Source organism: Pseudomonas sp. PvP027, assembly GCF_017833005.1.
Taxonomy (GTDB): domain Bacteria; phylum Pseudomonadota; class Gammaproteobacteria; order Pseudomonadales; family Pseudomonadaceae; genus Aquipseudomonas; species Aquipseudomonas congelans.
On the sequence record NZ_JAFIBK010000001.1, the window covers coordinates 276,354 to 294,073 of the forward strand.

Annotated in this window: 4 protein-coding genes (1 of these 4 only partly in view); 1 reads left to right on the forward strand and 3 read right to left on the reverse strand. The window is 62.1% G+C overall.

Going from position 1 to position 17,720, the window contains the following annotated elements; genetic code table 11:
- The 3 genes from JOE33_RS01040 to JOE33_RS01050 all read right to left on the reverse strand — a co-directional run.
- Positions 1–12,546: the 5' portion of a non-ribosomal peptide synthetase gene (locus JOE33_RS01040; RefSeq protein WP_209924019.1), read on the reverse strand. The gene continues 3,489 nt to the left of window position 1, outside the view; 12,546 of the gene's 16,035 nt are visible here — the first part of the coding sequence; its start codon is at positions 12,544–12,546; its stop codon lies beyond the left edge, outside the window.
- Between the two features lie 137 nt (positions 12,547–12,683).
- The gene (locus JOE33_RS01045; protein ID WP_010438132.1) at positions 12,684–14,384 is read right to left on the reverse strand and encodes a cyclic peptide export ABC transporter; all 1,701 of its coding nucleotides are present in this window, start codon (positions 14,382–14,384) and stop codon (positions 12,684–12,686) included.
- A 79-nt stretch (positions 14,385–14,463) separates the two neighbouring features.
- Positions 14,464–15,525 (reverse strand): TauD/TfdA family dioxygenase, encoded by a 1,062-nt coding sequence (locus JOE33_RS01050; protein ID WP_010438135.1) that lies wholly within the window; start codon positions 15,523–15,525, stop codon positions 14,464–14,466.
- Positions 15,526–15,858: 333 nt separating this feature from the next.
- Here JOE33_RS01050 and syrB1 point away from each other — a divergent pair, with 333 nt between their 5' ends.
- Positions 15,859–17,703 carry a syringomycin E biosynthesis L-threonine--[L-threonyl-carrier protein] ligase SyrB1 gene (gene syrB1 / locus JOE33_RS01055; RefSeq protein WP_054994099.1) on the forward strand — a complete coding sequence of 615 codons (1,845 nt, stop codon included), beginning with the start codon at positions 15,859–15,861 and terminating at the stop codon, positions 17,701–17,703.
- Positions 17,704–17,720 lie beyond the last annotated feature (17 nt).

Below are 17,720 nucleotides of genomic sequence, written 5' to 3' on the forward strand. Positions count from 1 at the left end.
CGGCATGGGCAGGGCCTTGCGGTCAACCTTGCCATTGGCCGTCAGCGGCCAGGCGTCCAGACGCACAAAGGCGCTGGGCACCATGTAGCCCGGCAGCACTGCCAGCAAGGCAGTGCGCAGTTCGGACACCGGCGTCGACAGCGAAACGTCGCGCTCGATGAAATACGCCGCCAGCCTTGGCTGGCCCGGTTCGTCCTCTCGGGCCAGCACCAGCGCTTCTTCGATACCCGGCAACCGGCTTAGCTGCGCTTCGATCTCGCCCAGTTCGATCCGCGCGCCGCGAATCTTCACCTGATCATCGTTACGTCCCAGGTAGTCGAGAGTGCCGTCGGCGTTCCAGCGTGCCAGGTCGCCGGTGCGGTACATCCTGGCATCGGCGTGGAACGGATCACGCAGGAAACGCTCGGCGGTCATCTCCGGCCGATTCAGGTAACCCCGCGCCACGCCCTCTCCGGCGACGTACAGCTCGCCTGCCACGCCCAATGGCACCAGTTGCTGATGCTCGTCGAGCAGGTACACGCGGGTATTGGCAATCGGTGTGCCGATGTCGAGGCTGCCGTCGGGCAGCAAACGCCCCGACGTGGCGACCACCGTGGCCTCGGTCGGGCCATAGTTGTTGATGACGGCGAAGCCCGGATCGCGCTGGAACTGGCGCAGACGATCACCGCCGATCAACAGCGCGCGCAAGGTGGGGTGAGTCAGGCCGCGGCTGAAGGCGTACTCGGCAACCGGTGTCGGCAGGAAAGCCACCTGCAGCGGCTGGGCGATCCACCAGTCGAGCAGCGCATCGATCTGTTCATTGCTCACGTCCGCAGGCGGCAGGTGCAGGGTCGCCCCGGCACACAGCGCCGGCCAGACTTCCCAGGCCATGGCGTCGAAGCCGAAGCCTGCGACGCTGGCGGTATGGCTGCCAGCCTGGAGCTCGAAGGCCTGACAATGCCAGTCGATCAGGTTGCCTAGGGTGCGGTGCTCGACCATCACACCCTTTGGCTGGCCCGTGGAGCCTGATGTATAGATCACGTACGCCAGATGCGTGGGGTTGAGCCCTGCCACCTGCGGGTTGTCCAGGCGTTGCGGCCATTCGGGACGGTCGAAGGCGATAACCGGTACAGCCGTTTCCGGCACGCGGCTCATCAGGGCCTGCTGGGTCAGCAGCACTTTGGGTGCGCTGTCGGTCAGCAGATAGGCAATGCGCTCGTCAGGGTGCGACGGATCGACCGGGACGTAGCCGGCGCCTGCCTTGAGGACAGCGAGCATGGCCACCAGCGTGTCCAGCCCGCGACGGGCCATGACCGCCACGCGATCATCGACACCTACTCCGAGACTGATCAGGTGATGGGCCAGGGCGTTGGCGCGATGGTTCATTTCGCCGTAGTGCAGGCGATGCTCACCCACCTGAGCCGCGACACTTTCGGGTGCGCTGAATGCCCGGGCTTCGATCAAGGCGTGCACGGTCTGCTCGTCATTTACCTGCGCCAGCGTCGTCGTGTTAAGCGTTTCCAGCAGGTAACGGCGTTCCTCTTCGCCGACCAGCGTGATGCGATCGAGATGCGTCTGCTCATCAGTCGCCAGGGTTTCGAGGATTTGCAGGAAATAGCCGAGATACCGTTGCGCTGTGGTTTCGTCGAACAGCGCCGTGGCGTAGTCCAGCGTACCGACCAGCGTCTCGCTCTGCTCGCTCAGGTTCAGCGAAAGGTCGAATTTGGACACCTGATTGACCTGTTCGACCGGCTCCACTCGCAGGTCACCAAGCGAATCGGTGGCGTGTTGGCCCGGCATCCAGTTCAGCGTGGTCTGGAACAAAGGCGGATGGGCCAGGCTGCGAGTCGGGCGAACGACTTCTACAACCTGCTCGAACGGCAGGTCCTGATGCTCCTGTGCTTCCAGCACGCGGGCCTTGACCCGGGCCAGCAGCGCCTCGCCGCTCGGGCTGCCCGAGGTATCGATGCGCACCGCCAGGGTGTTGACGAACAGGCCGATCAGGTCTTCCAGCTCGGTACGGCCTCGCCCTGCCACCGGGCTGCCAATCACCACTTCGGCCTGACCCGAAAGACGCGTGAGTGTCGTTGCCCAGGCGGCCATCAGCGCCATGTACAGCGTGACGCCCTGGCGTTGTGCCAGTTGTCGCAAATCTGCCGCCAGGCGTGGGTTCAGTTGCACTGCAAGGCTGGCACCGGCGAAGTCCTGCTGCGCCGGACGTGGCCGGTCAGTCGGCAGCGTGAGCAGCGTCGGCGCGCCCTCCAGCGCCTGATGCCAGTAGGCCGCCTGATGTTGCAGGCGTTCACCGGACAGCCAGCGACGTTGCCATACTGCGTAATCGGCGTACTGGAGCGCCAGAGGCGGCAGTGGATCGGGCTGTCCCTGGCAGAACGCCGGGTACAGCGCCATCAGTTCCTGGCTCAGCACGCCCATCGACCAGCCATCGGCGACGATATGGTGCACAGTCATCAGCAGCACATGACGGTCGTCGGCCACTTGCAGCAAATGAGCGCGAATCAGCGGTCCCTCAGCCAGATCGAACGGTGCGACCGCCTCGGCCCGAATGCACTCTTCCAGGCGCTGGGGCGCATGACGAATGTCTTCGACAGACAACCCGACGTCTGCGCAGGAGGGCATGAACAGCACGTGCGCAGCGCCTTCGCGGGTGACGAATCGGCTGCGCAGGGTTTCATGGCGTTCGACGATACGCGCCAGGGCTCGCGTCAGGGCGGTGACGTCGAGCGCACCCCCGAGGCTCAGCGCCATCGGGATGTTATAGGCTTCGTTACCGCCGTCCATCTGTGCCAGGAACCACAACCTTTGCTGGGCGAAGGACAATGGCATCGGCTGATCACGCTTCACCGGCAGGATCGCTGTCAGTTCACTGCGGGCCACGCCATTCAGCGCTGCGGCCACCGCTGCCAGTTCACCGAGCGCAAACAGCTCGCCCAGCGGCAATTCCACGCCCAGTTGCTGGCGCACTTGAGACACCATGCGCATGGCCAGCAGGGAGTGCCCGCCCAGATCGAAAAAGTGATCGTTGCGGCCAACCCGCTCGACCTGCAGCACTTCAGCCCAGATCCCGGCCAGCGCCGCTTCGACCTCGCCTTGCGGTGCTTCGTAACCACGACTGATCAACGATTGCGCATCAGGCACTGGCAGGGCCTTGCGATCAAGCTTGCCGTTGGCGGTCAGCGGCAGCGCATCGAGCTGCACGTAGGCTGCCGGCACCATGTAGTCCGGCAATGTGACTTGCAGGTGGCTGCGCAGGTACTCAATGTCGAGCACGGTTTCGGGCTGCTGCGCCGTGAAATAGGCCACCAGACGCTTGTCTCCGGGCACATCCTGACGGCACAGCACCACGGCTTCGCGGACCTCGGTGTGCTCGGCCAGGCGTGCTTCGATCTCACCCAGTTCAACGCGGAAACCACGGATTTTCACCTGATCGTCATTGCGACCCAGATAGTCCAGATTACCGTCGGCACGCCAGCGAACCAGATCGCCGGTGCGGTACAAGCGCGCTTCAGGGTCGCTGTCGAACGGGTCGGCGACGAATTTCTCAAGGGTCAGTTCATCACGATTCAAATAGCCCCTGGCGACACCCTGTCCGCCGATATACAGCTCGCCGGGCACGCCCAACGGCACCGGCTGGCCTTGGCTGTCGAGCACATACAGGCGGCTGTTGCCCACCGGTTTGCCGATAGGCACCGAGCCATTGCCGGCCGAAGTAATCTCGTAGGTCGCGGAAAAGGTTGTGGCTTCGGTCGGGCCATAGCCGTTGAGCAGATGTTGCGGAGGACTGTTGGCCAACACCCGGCCTATGACGGCAGGGTCCAGCACATCGCCGCCGACAATCAGGTAGCGCAGGCGTGAAAAGGCTTCGCCCAGCCCCGAAGCATATTGATGGAACAACCCGGCGGTCATCCACAAGACAGTCACCGCCTGTTCCAGCAGCAGGCGCTGGAAATTCATCGGCGACAGCAAGTCGCTCTGCCCGATCACCACCACGCAACCGCCATTGAGCAACGGCGCCCAGACATCCAGCGTGCTGGCATCAAATGCCGGGTTGGAAGCGAACGCTACGCGATCCTGAGCATTGAAGTCGGCATAACCGTTGTTGATCACCAGCCGGGTGATGGCCCGATGCGGCACCAGTACACCTTTCGGAATGCCCGTCGAGCCAGAGGTGTACATGATGTAGGCGACGCTTTCGCTGGACTGCGGCAATGCCAGATCAGTGTCTTTCAGACCGTCCAGATCCAGCACGTCGAGATCGACACGCTGGGCAGTGGTTGTCAGTGATACGTGGCTATGGGTCAGCAGGACATGCGCCTGGCTGTCCTCGATCATGAACGCCTGACGTTCGACCGGTGCGTTGATGTCCAGCGGAACGTACACTGCCGCGCATTTGAGCACTGCCAGCTGACTGGCGAGCAAGTCATGGCTGCGCTCCAGCAGAATAGCCACGCTGTCGCCCGGCTGTACGCCAAGGCCCAGCAGATGCCGCGCCAGGCGATTGGCCCGGGCGTTGAGTTCGGCGTAACTCACGGCAACGCCGTCGTGAATCGCCGCGCAAGCTTCGGGGCAGGCCCTTACCCGGGCCTCGAACAGGCTGTGTACGGTCTGTTGCCGCGGGTAATCCCGCGCGGTGTCATTGAACGCTACCAGCAGTTGTCGTTGTTCGGTTTCCGGCACCACCGGCAGGTTGCAAACTGCTGAATCCGGTGCGGATTCAAGGGCCTCCACCAGATGGCTCAAGACGGTCTGCATATAAGCGCAGATCCGCTGGCCATCGAAGCCGGCGGCCACCTGCACGCTCAACAGGAAGCCGTCGCCTTGATCGTCCACCGACAGGCTCAAGGGGTAGTTGGTCCGTTCGCGTACGCCGAGCACCTGGGCACCCGCCCAACGATCGCCACCGCTGGCTTCACGTGCCGGGCTGTGGCGATAGTTGAGCAGCGCGCTGAACAGCGGCGACGCTGCGGACACCGCGCTGCAACGTTGAGCAAGCACCAAAGGCGCATGTTCGTGGCCGAGCAATGCGGTCAAACGGGCATGGGTGCGACGTACCGCCTGACGTACGGCGCAGGTACCGACATCGACCCGCAGCGGCAAGGTATTGATGAACATCCCCAGCGCGCGGTCGGCACCCATGCCGCTTTGCATACGCCCCAGCAACACGGTGCCGAAGACCACGTCTTCGCGTCCGCTGGCGCTGCCCAGCACTCGCGCCCAGGCCAGGTGGTGCAGGCTTGCTGCACTCACTCCCAGTTGCCGCGCCTGAGTGCGCAGACGCTGACACAGATCAGGCGCAAGCGCGTGGCGAACCTCCTTGATGCCCTGCCCGTCACCCTGCACCTCAAACAGACCGAACGGCAGGGTCGGTTCATCGACATCACCGAGCATCTCGCGGAAGAATGCTTCGTGTTGCTCGCCACTCACGCCCAGACGGGCCTGGCCCACGTAATTCCGGTAAGGCATCGCTGCCGGCAGTTGCGCCGCCGTGCCTTGCAAGTGGGCGAGCATTTCTGCGCTCATCACGTCCAGCGCGGTGTGGTCGAGGGCAATATGGTGGAACAGCAGGATCGCCACCCAGCGCTGGTTCTCCGAGTCCTCGGCAAAGGCCAGGTGAATCAGCGGGGCCCGACTGAGGTCGAGACGGCACACACGCGGATCAAAACGGCTTTGCAACTGAGCGACGATATCGCCGCCGTCCGGGGCCAGGGTGATCTGCTCCATCGACAGTTCCACCCGGCGCAAAGCCACTTGCAGCGGCTGTTCCAGGCCTTCCCAGACCAACGCTGTGCGCAGGATGTCATGGCGATCAATCATCGCCTGCAAGCCTTCGGCAAAGCGTCGTACGTGTGCCGGATCGCGCAGTGCGCAGGTCGCTTGCAGCAGATACGGGTCGCCCTGTTCGGCCGCGATATGGTGATAAAGAATGCCTTCCTGCAACGGCGCCAGCGGGTAGATGTCCTGCACGTTCGCCGCGCCACCGGGTACGCTGGCGACAATGCGCTCGATACTCGCCTGGTCCAGCGTGGTGAGCGTCAGCATCTCCGGAGTGATGTGTGTGCAACCCGCAGGAATGCCGTTGGCCGGAACCTCGATCTCGATGCCGCCGCCCACCGCCGCCGCCAGTGCGGCAAGGGTGGGCTGGCCGAACAGGACGCGGACATCGGCGCTCAGGCCAACCTGCCGCATGCGCTCGATCAGCTTCACCGCCAGCAGCGAATGACCGCCCAGCTCGAAGAAATGGTCCTGTCGACCGACCCGTTCCACACTCAGCACTTCGCACCAGAGCGCCGCCAGCGTGGTTTCGGTGTCGCCGCGCGGGGCCTGATAGTCGCGGCTGACGAAGGCATCGGCCGATGGTTGCGGCAACGCACGACGATCAAGCTTGCCATTGGGCGACACCGGCATTTTTTCCAGGTGCACATAGGCTGCCGGGACCATGTAGTCCGGCAGCAGTGCCTGTAAATGCACGCGTATCTGGTCGGCCTCGGGCACAACCTGGCCGGCCTGCACGCTGAAATAAGCCACCAGGCGCTTTTCACCGGGAACGTCTTCGCGGGCCAGCACTGCTGTATCGCGCAGCCCCGGATACTGACCGAGGCGTGCCTCGATTTCCCCCAGTTCGATACGAAAGCCACGAATCTTGATCTGATCGTCGTTACGGCCCAGGTAGACGATCCTGCCGTCCGCCTGCCAGCAGCCCAGGTCGCCGGTCTTGTACAGACGCGTGTATGGGTTGCCGACATCGCTGGCGGCAAACGGATCAGCGATGAAGCGTTCGGCGGTCAGGTCATCGCGGTTCAGGTAACAACGGGCGACGGATGCGCCGCCGATGTACAGTTCACCGGCGATACCCACCGGCACCGGGCGCATGTGTTCGTCAAGCAGGTAGATGCGGGTGTTGGCCACCGGCTGGCCGATGCTCGGCAAGGTCGGCCAGGTCTGAGGGTCGCCGTCGAGGGTCAGCGCCGTGACCACATGGGACTCGGTCGGGCCGTAGTGGTTGTGCAGGCGGGCGTCGCTCAGACGGGCAAAGAACTGCCGCATCGGTTCGGTAATTCGCAGTTGTTCGCCAGCAGTGATCACGTCCTGCAACAGGCACTCAGGCTGTTCGGTCTCGGCCGCCATGGCCTCGGCCAACGCTTGCAGGGCAATGCACGGCATATACAAGCGCTCGATGCGCTGTGCGCAGACATGCTTGAACAGGCGACGGAAATCCAGACGAATATCGCTGTGGATCAGTGACAGTTCGCCGCCTGCGCACAAGGTGCTGAAGATTTCCTGAAAGGCCACATCAAAACCCAGCGCCGCGAACTGCAAGGTGCGTTGCTTTGGGCGACGCTGCTCGACAGTCTGGGTGATCTGCCAATGCAGCAGGTTGACCAGCGGCGCATGGGGCATGGCCACGCCTTTGGGCTGGCCGGTAGAGCCGGAGGTGTAGATCAGGTACGCCAGGTGCTGTGCACCAAGCCCCGCGAGCTGCGGATTGGTTGCCGGCTCACTGTCGATACCGCTCTCGGCGCGGGCGTCAGCTTCCAGCAGGACGATCGGCATGGAAGCCTGCGCAAAGCGCTCGCGCAAGCCGCGCTGGGTCAACAGTATTTTCGGCGCGCTGTCTTCTAGCATGAAGGCCAGGCGTTCGGCAGGATAGGAAGGGTCAAGCGGCACATAGCCGGCACCGGCCTTGAGAATACCCACCAGGCCGGCGATCATTTCCAGACTGCGCTCCACGCAGATCGCCACACGGTCATCAGCGCCGACGCCTGCAGCGATCAACCGGTGGGCAATCTGATTGGCCCACTGATTGAGCTCGGCGTAGCTCAGCCGCTGGCCTTCGTAGGTGACCGCCACCGAATCCGGCTGCGCAGCCGCCTGGGCCTCGAACAGTTGGTGCAGCAAAAGGTCTTGCGGGTAGGCGCTATCGAACGCGTTGAAGTCTTCCAGCAATTGGCGACGCTCGTGCGCGGGCAACCAGTCGAGGCTGTGCAAGGGCGCATCGGGCCGGCTGTCCAGCGCGTCGGCCAGTTGCTCCAGCACGCTATGCATGTAACCGCAGATGCGCCGGGCATCGATTCCGGCCACCGCCTGAACGGTCAGGCCGAAGGATTCGCCGAGGTCGTCCACCGATATCGACAACGGGTAGTTGGTGCGCTCCTCACCGCCGAGTACCTCGACACCGCCCCAGAGTCTGGTCTGCCCCGTCTCTTGAGGTGTCCGGGCACCGACCGCGACATGGCGGTAGTTCATCAGTGCACTGAATAACGGTGTCGGTGCCGCCACGCCACTGCATCCCTGAGCCAGTGACAGCGGTGCATGCTCATGACTGACCAACGCCGCCAACCGTGCGTGGGTGGTTCGCACTGCAGCCTGAATGCCCTGCTCTCCGGCAGCGACGCGCAATGGCAAGGTATTGATAAACATGCCCAAGGCCCGCTCGGCGCCTTGACCACTGAGCAAGCGGCCCATCAGCACAGTACCGAAGACCACGTCCTGACGACCCGACAGGCGCCCGACCACCTGTGCCCACGCCAGGTGATGCAGGCTGGCATTACTGACGCCCAATCGCCGGGCATGGGCGCGCAGACGTCCGGCCAGCTCCGGTTCGACCGGCAGCAGGGCTTCATCGACTCCGCCACCGTCGCCTTGCACGTCTTGCAGGCCGAACGGCAGGGTCGGCTCGTCAACATCTGCGAGCATGTCGCGGAAAAACGCTTCGTGCTCTTCGCGGCTCACGCTCAGTCGCGCCTGCGCCACATGATTTCGGTACGGCACCGACGCGGGCAGATGTTCGCCGCGCCCTTGTCTGAACGCCTCGATCTCTGCGCCGAGCAAAGCCAGCGAGGTGGCGTCGTCGATCAGGTGATGGAACAGCAACACCGCAACCCAGCTCTGGTCGACGGGATCTTCGGCGTAGTGCAGGCGCATCATCGGAGCCTGATGCAGATCCATACGTATCCGCCGTGGATCGAACCGGGCCTGCAACTGGGCCGCGACATCACCCTGGTCCGGGTGCGGTAAAAACGCCTCGACCCGCAGCCGTGCTTCACGCCAGACCACCTGCACCGGCTCGTCGAGTTCTTCCCAGGCCACCGCCGTGCGCAGAATGTCGTGGCGATCGATGACCTGCTGCAAGGCTTCCGTGAAATCCAGCAACTGTTCGAAGCTATTGACCCGCAACAGGCCCCGCAACAGGTACGGATCACCCTCCTCACTCGTCAGATGGTGATAGAGGATGCCTTCCTGCAAAGGCACCAGCCCATAGATATCCTGCACATTGCTTACACCGCCCGGCACGGTGGCGACCACACGGTCGATCTGAGCCTGGGTGAGTCGGGCCAGAGGTAGCATGTCCGGGGTAATGTGCCGACAATCGGCGGAAATCCTGTTGGCGGGTGCTCCAACGTCTGTGGCCTTGCCGCTGGCGGCCGCCAGGGAGGCCAGGGTCGGCTGGCCGAACAGCACGCGGACGTCGGCATTCAGACCGACCTCGCGCATGCGTTCGATCAGTTTCACCGCCAACATCGAATGTCCGCCCAGTTCGAAGAACTGGTCATGACGGCCTACCTGCTCGACGCCCAGTAACTCGGTCCACAACCCGGCCAGCCGGGTTTCCGCCAGGCCTTGCGGTGCCTCGTACTGACGCCGGGCATAGGCCTCGGCAGCAGGCAGCGGCAATGCCTTGCGGTCGAGCTTGCCGTTGGCGGTCAGCGGGAAACGTTCCAGGCTGACAAAAGCGCCTGGCAGCATGTGCTCGGCCAGCGACAGACGCAGCTGTTCACGCAAGTAGGTGGCGTCCAGTTCCTGCCCCGCCGTGCCGATGACATAGGCCACCAGACGCTTATCGCCCGGTTCGTCTTCACGCACCACGACCACAGCGTCACGCACGCCTTCGCAGGCGCTCAATTGGGCCTCGATCTCGCCCAGCTCGATACGGAAACCGCGAATTTTTACCTGTTCATCATTACGGCCCAGGTATTCCAGGCTGCCGTCCGGCAACCAGCGACCCAGATCGCCGGAGCGGTACATTCGCGCGCCGGGCGCCGAGGCAAATGGATCGTCGAGAAAGCGCGTCGCGTTCAATTCATCGCGATTGAGGTAGCCACGGGCCACGCCTGCCCCGCCAACGTACAACTCGCCCACTGCACCCGGTGGCAGCGGATGGCCGTAGGCATCGAGAAGGTACAGCTGCAGGTCGGGAATGCGTTTGCCGATCGGGCTGGCACCAAGGCGCTGGGCGTCTTCGGGCTGCAACGGGTAATAGGTCACGTGCACGGTGGTTTCGGTGATGCCGTACATGTTTACCAGTTGTGTGTCGGCATTCACGTTGCGGGCGTTCCACGGCTTGAGCATCGCCGTTTCCAGCGCTTCACCGCCAAAGATCACCTGACGCAGCGAATGTGCCTGCTCATGCTCGCCCTGGGTCGCAATCAGTTGGCGGAACGCACTTGGCGTCTGGTTGAGCACCGTCACCCCGGCGCTGCATACCAGGTTGTAGAAGTCTTCGGGCGAACGGCTGACCAGTTGCGGGACGATCAACAGACGTCCGCCGTGCAGCAATGCGCCCCAGATTTCCCAGACCGAGAAGTCAAAGGCGAACGAATGGAACAGCGCCCAGACATCCTGTTCATTGAAGCCGAACCAGTCTGCGGTGGCCGAAAACAGCCGCGCCACGTTGCGATGCTCGACCATCACGCCTTTGGGCAGACCTGTGGAGCCGGAGGTGTAGATCACATATGCCAGGTTCGCGGCCGTCAGCCCCGGCACCTGCGGATTGCAGACGGATTCGTCCTGCAGATCGGTATCGTCGAGACTGATCACCGGCACTTCCGACACTGGCAGGGCTTGCCGCACTGACTGCTGGCTCAACAACGCCACCGGTGCGCTGTCGCCAAGGGTGTAGGCCAGACGTTCAAGGGGATACGCGGGATCCAGCGGCACGTAACCGGCGCCGGATTTGAGAATACCCAGCAGGCCGATAATCATTGCCGGGCCGCGTTCGACGCAGATCGCCACCCGATCATCCGGACGAACGCCATGGGCCAGCAGGCGGTGGGCAACCTGGTTGGCGCGGGCGTTGAGTTCGCCGTAGCTCAGGGTCTGCTCTTCGAACACCAGCGCGACGGCGTCCGGGCGCTCTGCGGCGCGGTCTTCGAACTGCTGGTGGATCGTCAGGTTCTCGGTGGAATGTGGCTGAGCGGCATTCCATGCCTGCATCTGGAGGTGGTCGCTCTTGCTGATCAGCGAGAACTCATGCACCGGCCGTTGTTCGTTCGCCAGGCCCTGCGCCATGACATGCTGCAAGCGCTCGGCAAGGGGGGCGATCTCGTCATGCTGAAAAAACGCCTCGTTGTAGATGAAGTGCAGCCACGATTCAGAGTCGCACGTGTTGGTGCGCAGGTGGATGGCCAACGGTGTCTGTTCGTGATTATTCGAACCCTTCACGACGCGGGCGGTTGCCTGGCCGAAGCGCAGCAGATGGTTTTGCCGCTCGTAGGAGAATGTCAGGTCGAACAATTGCGTACGCTCGGTACGGCGTAATTCCAGCAGCCGGTTGAGGTCGCTGACCGGAAACCGCTGGTTGCGGTAATCCTGCTTGACCGCCCGACCGATGCCCTGGACCAATTCGGCGAACGGCAGGTCGTGACTGAATTTAAGGCGTACCGAACTGAGTTGGGTAAAAAGGCCGAGGGTCTTCTTGTAACTGGCATTGGAGCGGTTGAGAATCGGCAAGCCGATGACCAGTTCATCACGCTGGTAGGTACGGGTGAAATACACGTAAAGCACGGCCAGAAAAACGTGGAAAGATGAGGCGTTCAGGCGCAGGGCCAGGTCTTCCATCTGCTGATCCAGCTCACGGGCCAGACCGTAACGGAGGTGGCCGCTGCGGCTCGGTAGCTGATTCTGATCCTCGGCCTGGCGCGGGCGTGGTACCAGCAAGGGCTCGGGGATGTCGCGGTACTTGTCCAGCCAGTAGGCCTGATCGAGGGTAAAACGTCGCGACCCGCGATACTGACAGTCGTCCTCTATGAAATCGATATAGGACGGCGCAGCCAGATCGGGCGTGTGCTGATCGCACAATGCGTTGTAAATATCACTGAGGGACTTGGAGACCCCGTCGATGCTCCAGCCGTCGAGCGCAATGTGATGGGCATAAAACACAAAATAAAAGCGCTGTGCTTCCAGCTTGAGAAAATGCATTCGGAACAGGGGCCCCCCCTCCAGCTTGAACGCTTGTTCAAGCTGAGCCTGGACCCAGTGTTCGGCGGCCTGATGCGGGTCGTCCTGCCCTTGCAAGTCCAGCGGTGTCACGGGCATAGGCATGCTCGTGGCAAAGGTTTGCAGCGGCACGCCCTCCTCGTCACGTTGATCGAGCAGGACCATGCGCAGCGCATCGTGCTTCTCGATCAACAGGCCCATGGCTTGCACGAACAGATCGGAGTCGAGGGGGCCATCGATCTCCATATAGCCGCCGATGTTGTATAACGGCGAGTCGCCCTGGGTCATCTGATCCAGCCAGATATTGCGTTGCGCAGCGGTCAGGGCAAATGCCATACATTTCTTCTCGCAAAGGGTCGGCCTGGCCGCACACAAAAGGCAGCGAAAACCGGTAGTCGGATCAAGGCAGGGAGCGATCTGCTTCATGCAGTTTTGTGAAGGATCGTCCCTGGAAAGTTGAACAGCGCTTCAGTTCAGGCGCGCTTGCCCTGGACCTCGCACTTCACGTCGGAGACGATGCAACCGTCGACCAACTTGATGATGCGATCGGCCAGCTGGAAGTACTGGTCATCGTGAGTGATGATCAGTACCGTCTTGCCGCGCCGTTTGAGGTCTGGCAGCAGTTCCTCGTAGAAGAAACGCTTGAATGGCGGGTCCTGGTCGGCGGCCCATTCGTCCAGCAGGTAAATCGGACGGTCTTCCAGATAGGCGCACACCAGGGCCAGGCGTTTCTGCTGGCCGTATGACAAGGCTTTGGTAGTCGAATAACCGTGTCCTTCGATCTTGACCTTGTCTTCCAGGCCCAGAGTCGACAGGTATTTCTGCGCCTGGTCGGTGCTGGCCTGTTCTTTCTCGTCAGGACCTATCAACCGGTTGAACAGGTGGAAGTCGGAGAACACCGCCGAAAACAGATCGCGATAGTTGCTGCGCGAGTCGTCGGTGATTACCGTACCGTCGAGCAGTAGCTGACCTTCTTTCGGGATGTACAGGCCGCAGAGCACTTTGGCCAGGGTACTTTTGCCACAACCATTGCCGCCGACAATGTAGATCAACTCGCCGGAACGGATTGTCAGGTCGATAGGTCCCAGGGCAAAACCGGAGTTGCTCAGTGGGTCCTTGTAGCTCATGTGTATGTTCTTCAGCTGGATACTGTCCCAGGGCTTCTTATGGTCGAGGAACAGCACATTGTCGGCGTCGCCGGTTTCCGGTTCCGGATGCGCTTCGTTAATGGAAAAACCGAAGTCCGCCAGGCGCGTGCAGGCAATACGTCCCTGGGCCAGCATGGGCATGGCGCTGACCAGCATCACCAGCGGGCCCATGATGTACAGCACTGCCAGCACACTGGCGCTCATGGTCTTGGCATCGATGACAGCGAACATCGGCGCTGCGAACAGCAGGCAACCGACCAGCAGCGACAGGCTCAGTTGGCCAACGTTGTCGGCGGCAGTGAACCAGAGCCGTTCAATGTAGTTGTACTTCGCGACCCGGGCCGAAGACTCCTGGATCGCCGAGCGGCTGAACCAGCGGCGGCGAATACCGTTGAGTTTCAGTTCCTTGAGTCCGAACACCAGCGCGTGCGTGTGTTCATTGAACGCCGTGAACTCGTCGCGCACCTTGTGGCTGAACTTCATGCCGCCCATGAAAAGCACCAGGTACAGTGCAACCCCCAGCATCATAAGAGCGACGGTGATCGCGAACACCACCCAGGACAGGTAGGCAAGGTAGGCAATACCGAACAGAAACACAGCCGACTCCACCAGGATCGTTGGCATCATCAACAACGTAGCGTTGAGTTGCGGAATATCGCTGGTGAGCATCGTCAGGACATTCGGCGCACCGCGGCGGTCGACTTCCTCAAGCGGTGTGCCGAGGATCTTGCGGCACAGGGCAATACGCAGGCGGGTCATGATGCGCATGCTGGCGTAGGCCGGAAACAGCGCCGCACCGTTGCGGAACAGCAGCGCCACCGCGCTCAGACCAACGAACCAGAACAGCGACTGACGCTGAAAGGTCTCCTCGTGAATCGCCTGGTTGATCACATTGACCACGGCAATGGACGCCACGCCGCTGATGAGCCCGGTAACCAGCGTAAAGAACGTCAGCCAGGGATGGCTGCTCCACAACAGACGCATGATCGAGCCCGGTCTGGTCTTCTTCTCTTGCTTGGTTTTCATTGGTTGCTGTCCTTGGATGCTTGGTCCGTGCGGGCGCTGGTGGTTGAAAGCCCTGACGGTATCAATGGATATCGATCATTCAGGCCGGTTGCCAGACATCGCCCCGAGCGGTCATTTCACCCATGGCCACAACGATCAGCCGCGGCTCTTCATAAGGATCACGGGCATGGGCGACGAGCATGTTGTCAAGCATCACCACATCGCCCTTGCGCCAGTCGAAGCGCACCGCGCAAGCCTCGTAGGCATCACCGATCAAGGCCATCACCGAATCTTCGATGGCTGAACCGTCGCCATAACTGACCAGCCGTGGCAGGCGGTCGGGGCCGAACATGTCGAGCAGGTCCTCGCGCAGTTCCTCGCCCATGCAATAGGGGTGATGCAACTGCACTTGATTGAAAAAGCAGCGCTCGCCGGTGAACGGGTGGCTGATCACCGCCGGGCAACGGGTGCGCAGCTGCAGCGTGTCGCCGTCAAGCCATTCGAAGTCTGTGCCCTGTTCGCGGCAACGCTGCTCGATGACGCTGCGCTCAGAGGTGCCGAAGAACGATTCCCAGCTTGGCTCGACTCCGGCAGTGAACGTGCGGCTGTAAAGCAGGCCTTTGCTTTCAAAGCGCTCGACCACCTCTTTGGGCAGGTAGGCAAGCACCTGGCGGATGTCCGCCAGCGGGGTCGCCCCGCCCACTTGCGATGGCTTCTCGCAGAAGAACCATTGCTTGCGAGGCCAGCTTTCCAGGTGCGAACTCTCATTGTGATACAGGATCATTTCGCGCTCGGGATATGGCGTTGAGCGATAGACATTGCGCCCGCCTTCCTTCTTCGGAAGATCGCCGTAGGTGCCGTGCAGGCCAGGCGACAGCGCCTCGGCAAATGCTTCGAAGGCGGCGACCGAAGGCAGGTCGAACCCGCGAAACAACACCGCGCCGTGACGACACAACAATGCCTCAATCGCTTCGCGTCGCGCGCTGGCCCACTGAACCGGGTCCAGTCCGTCAGCACATGGTTCGACGACCATCGGCAAACTGATGCCGGCAGCCAGCAGGGACAACCGCACCGAGCGGTCAGCGGCCCCGTCGGGCCACGTTGGCGCATCCGCTTGCTGTTGCTCAGCGAAAACGGGCGCAGTGTCAGCTTGAAGACTCATGAACAAACTCCTGGACCTCAGCCCTTCACATCCACGTTGTTTGGCGCCAGACCAACACGCTCCGGCACCGCGCAAGAATAAAAACACTGATGGCCCGGGGGCGTCTGTCACCGCAATCCGGGACAGCGGTCGCGCAGAGCGTCAATACGTACTCATTGCGTTCGGCAGGGCTTTGTCCCCATTTCCCTCGACAGACGCCGGCTGGCAGTCGGTGCTGAAATGCGCCAACTGCGGACCGTGCCGGCCCTTCGAACGGATCCTTCAGGCCGCAGGGATGTCTCGAGTGCAGCGGATCTGAACGCTGCACCTGGTTACTACACAGGAGCCTTGGTCATGCCGATTAAGAACACTGACGAATCGCCTTGCGCCGCGTCAGCCCCTCTCAAGCCCGGTGCTTTCCTGCACGAGATATTCAGTGACAGGGCACGTCAATTTCCTGAGCGCACCGCTGTCAGCGATGCGGCCCGGACGTTGAGCTACGCACAGCTCGACGCGCTCTCGACGAAGCTGGCTGCACGTTTACGCGATGAAGGTGTGACCTATGGCACGCGTGTGGGTATGTACCTGCCGCGCAGCGTCGATCTGGTCACCAGCTTGCTGGGTATTCTCAAGGCCGGTGGCACCTATGTGCCGGTCGACCCGCAATACCCCGGCAAACGCGTCGAGCACATCGTGCGCGACAGTGAGTTGAACCTGATCATCGGCGATGCCGCCAACCTGCCGAACATACCGTCTCTGCGTGTATTGGCACTCGACGAGTTGCTGTCCGCACCGGCGCTGCAACCGGCCGCTGAAGACACCCGTATCGACCCGAGCAATTCCACTGCCTACATCATCTACACCTCGGGATCCACCGGTGAGCCCAAGGGTGTGCAGGTTTCCCATGGCAACGTCAGTCGCCTGCTGGAAAGCACCCAGCGCGCCTTTGGCTTCAACGCCCAGGACGTCTGGTCGATGTTCCACTCCATCGGTTTTGACTTCTCGGTCTGGGAAATCTGGGGTGCCCTCGCCCACGGCGGCCAGGTGGCCGTTGTCCCGTATGACGTTTCGCGCTCGCCTGCCAGCCTGCGTCAATGGCTCGCCGATCAGCGCATCACCGTGCTCAGTCAGACGCCATCGGCCTTCCGTGGTCTTGATGAAGCCGACCGTGGCAACACTGCTCCTCTGGCGCTGCGCTACGTGGTGTTTGGTGGCGAAGCGTTGCCCGCCACTGTGCTGCGTCCCTGGGTCGAGCGGCATGGCGACCAGAAACCTGCGCTGATCAACATGTACGGCATCACCGAGGCCACCGTTCACACTACTTTCAAGCGAGTGTTGGCGCAGGACCTGGAGTCAGCGGCCATGGTTTCGCTGGGCAAGCCGCTGGACGGCTGGCGCCTGCACCTGCTTGACGCGAGTCAGGCCCCGGTCGCGCAAGGCACCACTGGCGAGCTGTACATCGAAGGTGCCGGTGTGGCTCAGGGCTATCTGAACCGTGAGGCGCTCAATGTCGAGCGATTCGTCGAATTGCCTGGTGCTGTACGCGCTTACCGTACTGGCGACCTGATGACCCTGGAAAGTAATGGCGAATATCGTTACGCCGGTCGCTGCGACGAGCAATTGAAAATCAGCGGGTTCCGCATCGAGCCCGGCGAGATCGAAGCCGCTCTGCAAGCCAGCCCGAATGTGGCTGCCGCGCATGTCGGTGTACATGATTACGGTGATGGCGACCTGCGCCTGGTGGCTTACGTGGTGCCAGGCCAGGGCGTCGATGCCTGGACCGAGCAGACCCGCAGCGAAGTTGCCGCATTGATGGCCGACAGTTTGCCGGAGTACATGCGCCCTTCGGTGTATGTGCCGCTGGCAGAGTTGCCGGTCACCCACCACGGCAAAATCGACAAGACACAACTGCCCTCGCCTGTCGCCGGGACGACGTCCTTGCGCGCAGCAGACGTCAAGGGCCTCAGTGAGCAGGAGCACTTCGTGCTCAAGGTCTGGAGCGAAGACCTGGGCCTGAAAAACATCGGCGTCAACGATGACTTTTTCGACTTCGGCGGCACTTCTTTGGCACTGATCCGTTCGCTGAGCAAGCTCAAGACGCATTACAAAATCAACCTCGACCCGGGAATCCTGGCGGATGGCGCAACGGCCAAAGTCCTGGCCGACCACATCTCTCGTAGCCTTGTTCAAGCCCATTGACCGAAAAGGAAAAGCTC

Bases quoted from the DNA above. Each gene is read 5' to 3' on its own strand.
- JOE33_RS01050 (WP_010438135.1), bottom strand. From the start codon at position 15,525: ATGAGTCTTCAAGCTGACACTGCGCCCGTTTTCGCTGAGCAACAGCAA.
- JOE33_RS01045 (WP_010438132.1), bottom strand. From the start codon at position 14,384: ATGAAAACCAAGCAAGAGAAGAAGACCAGACCGGGCTCGATCATGCGT.
- syrB1 (WP_054994099.1), top strand. From the start codon at position 15,859: ATGCCGATTAAGAACACTGACGAATCGCCTTGCGCCGCGTCAGCCCCT.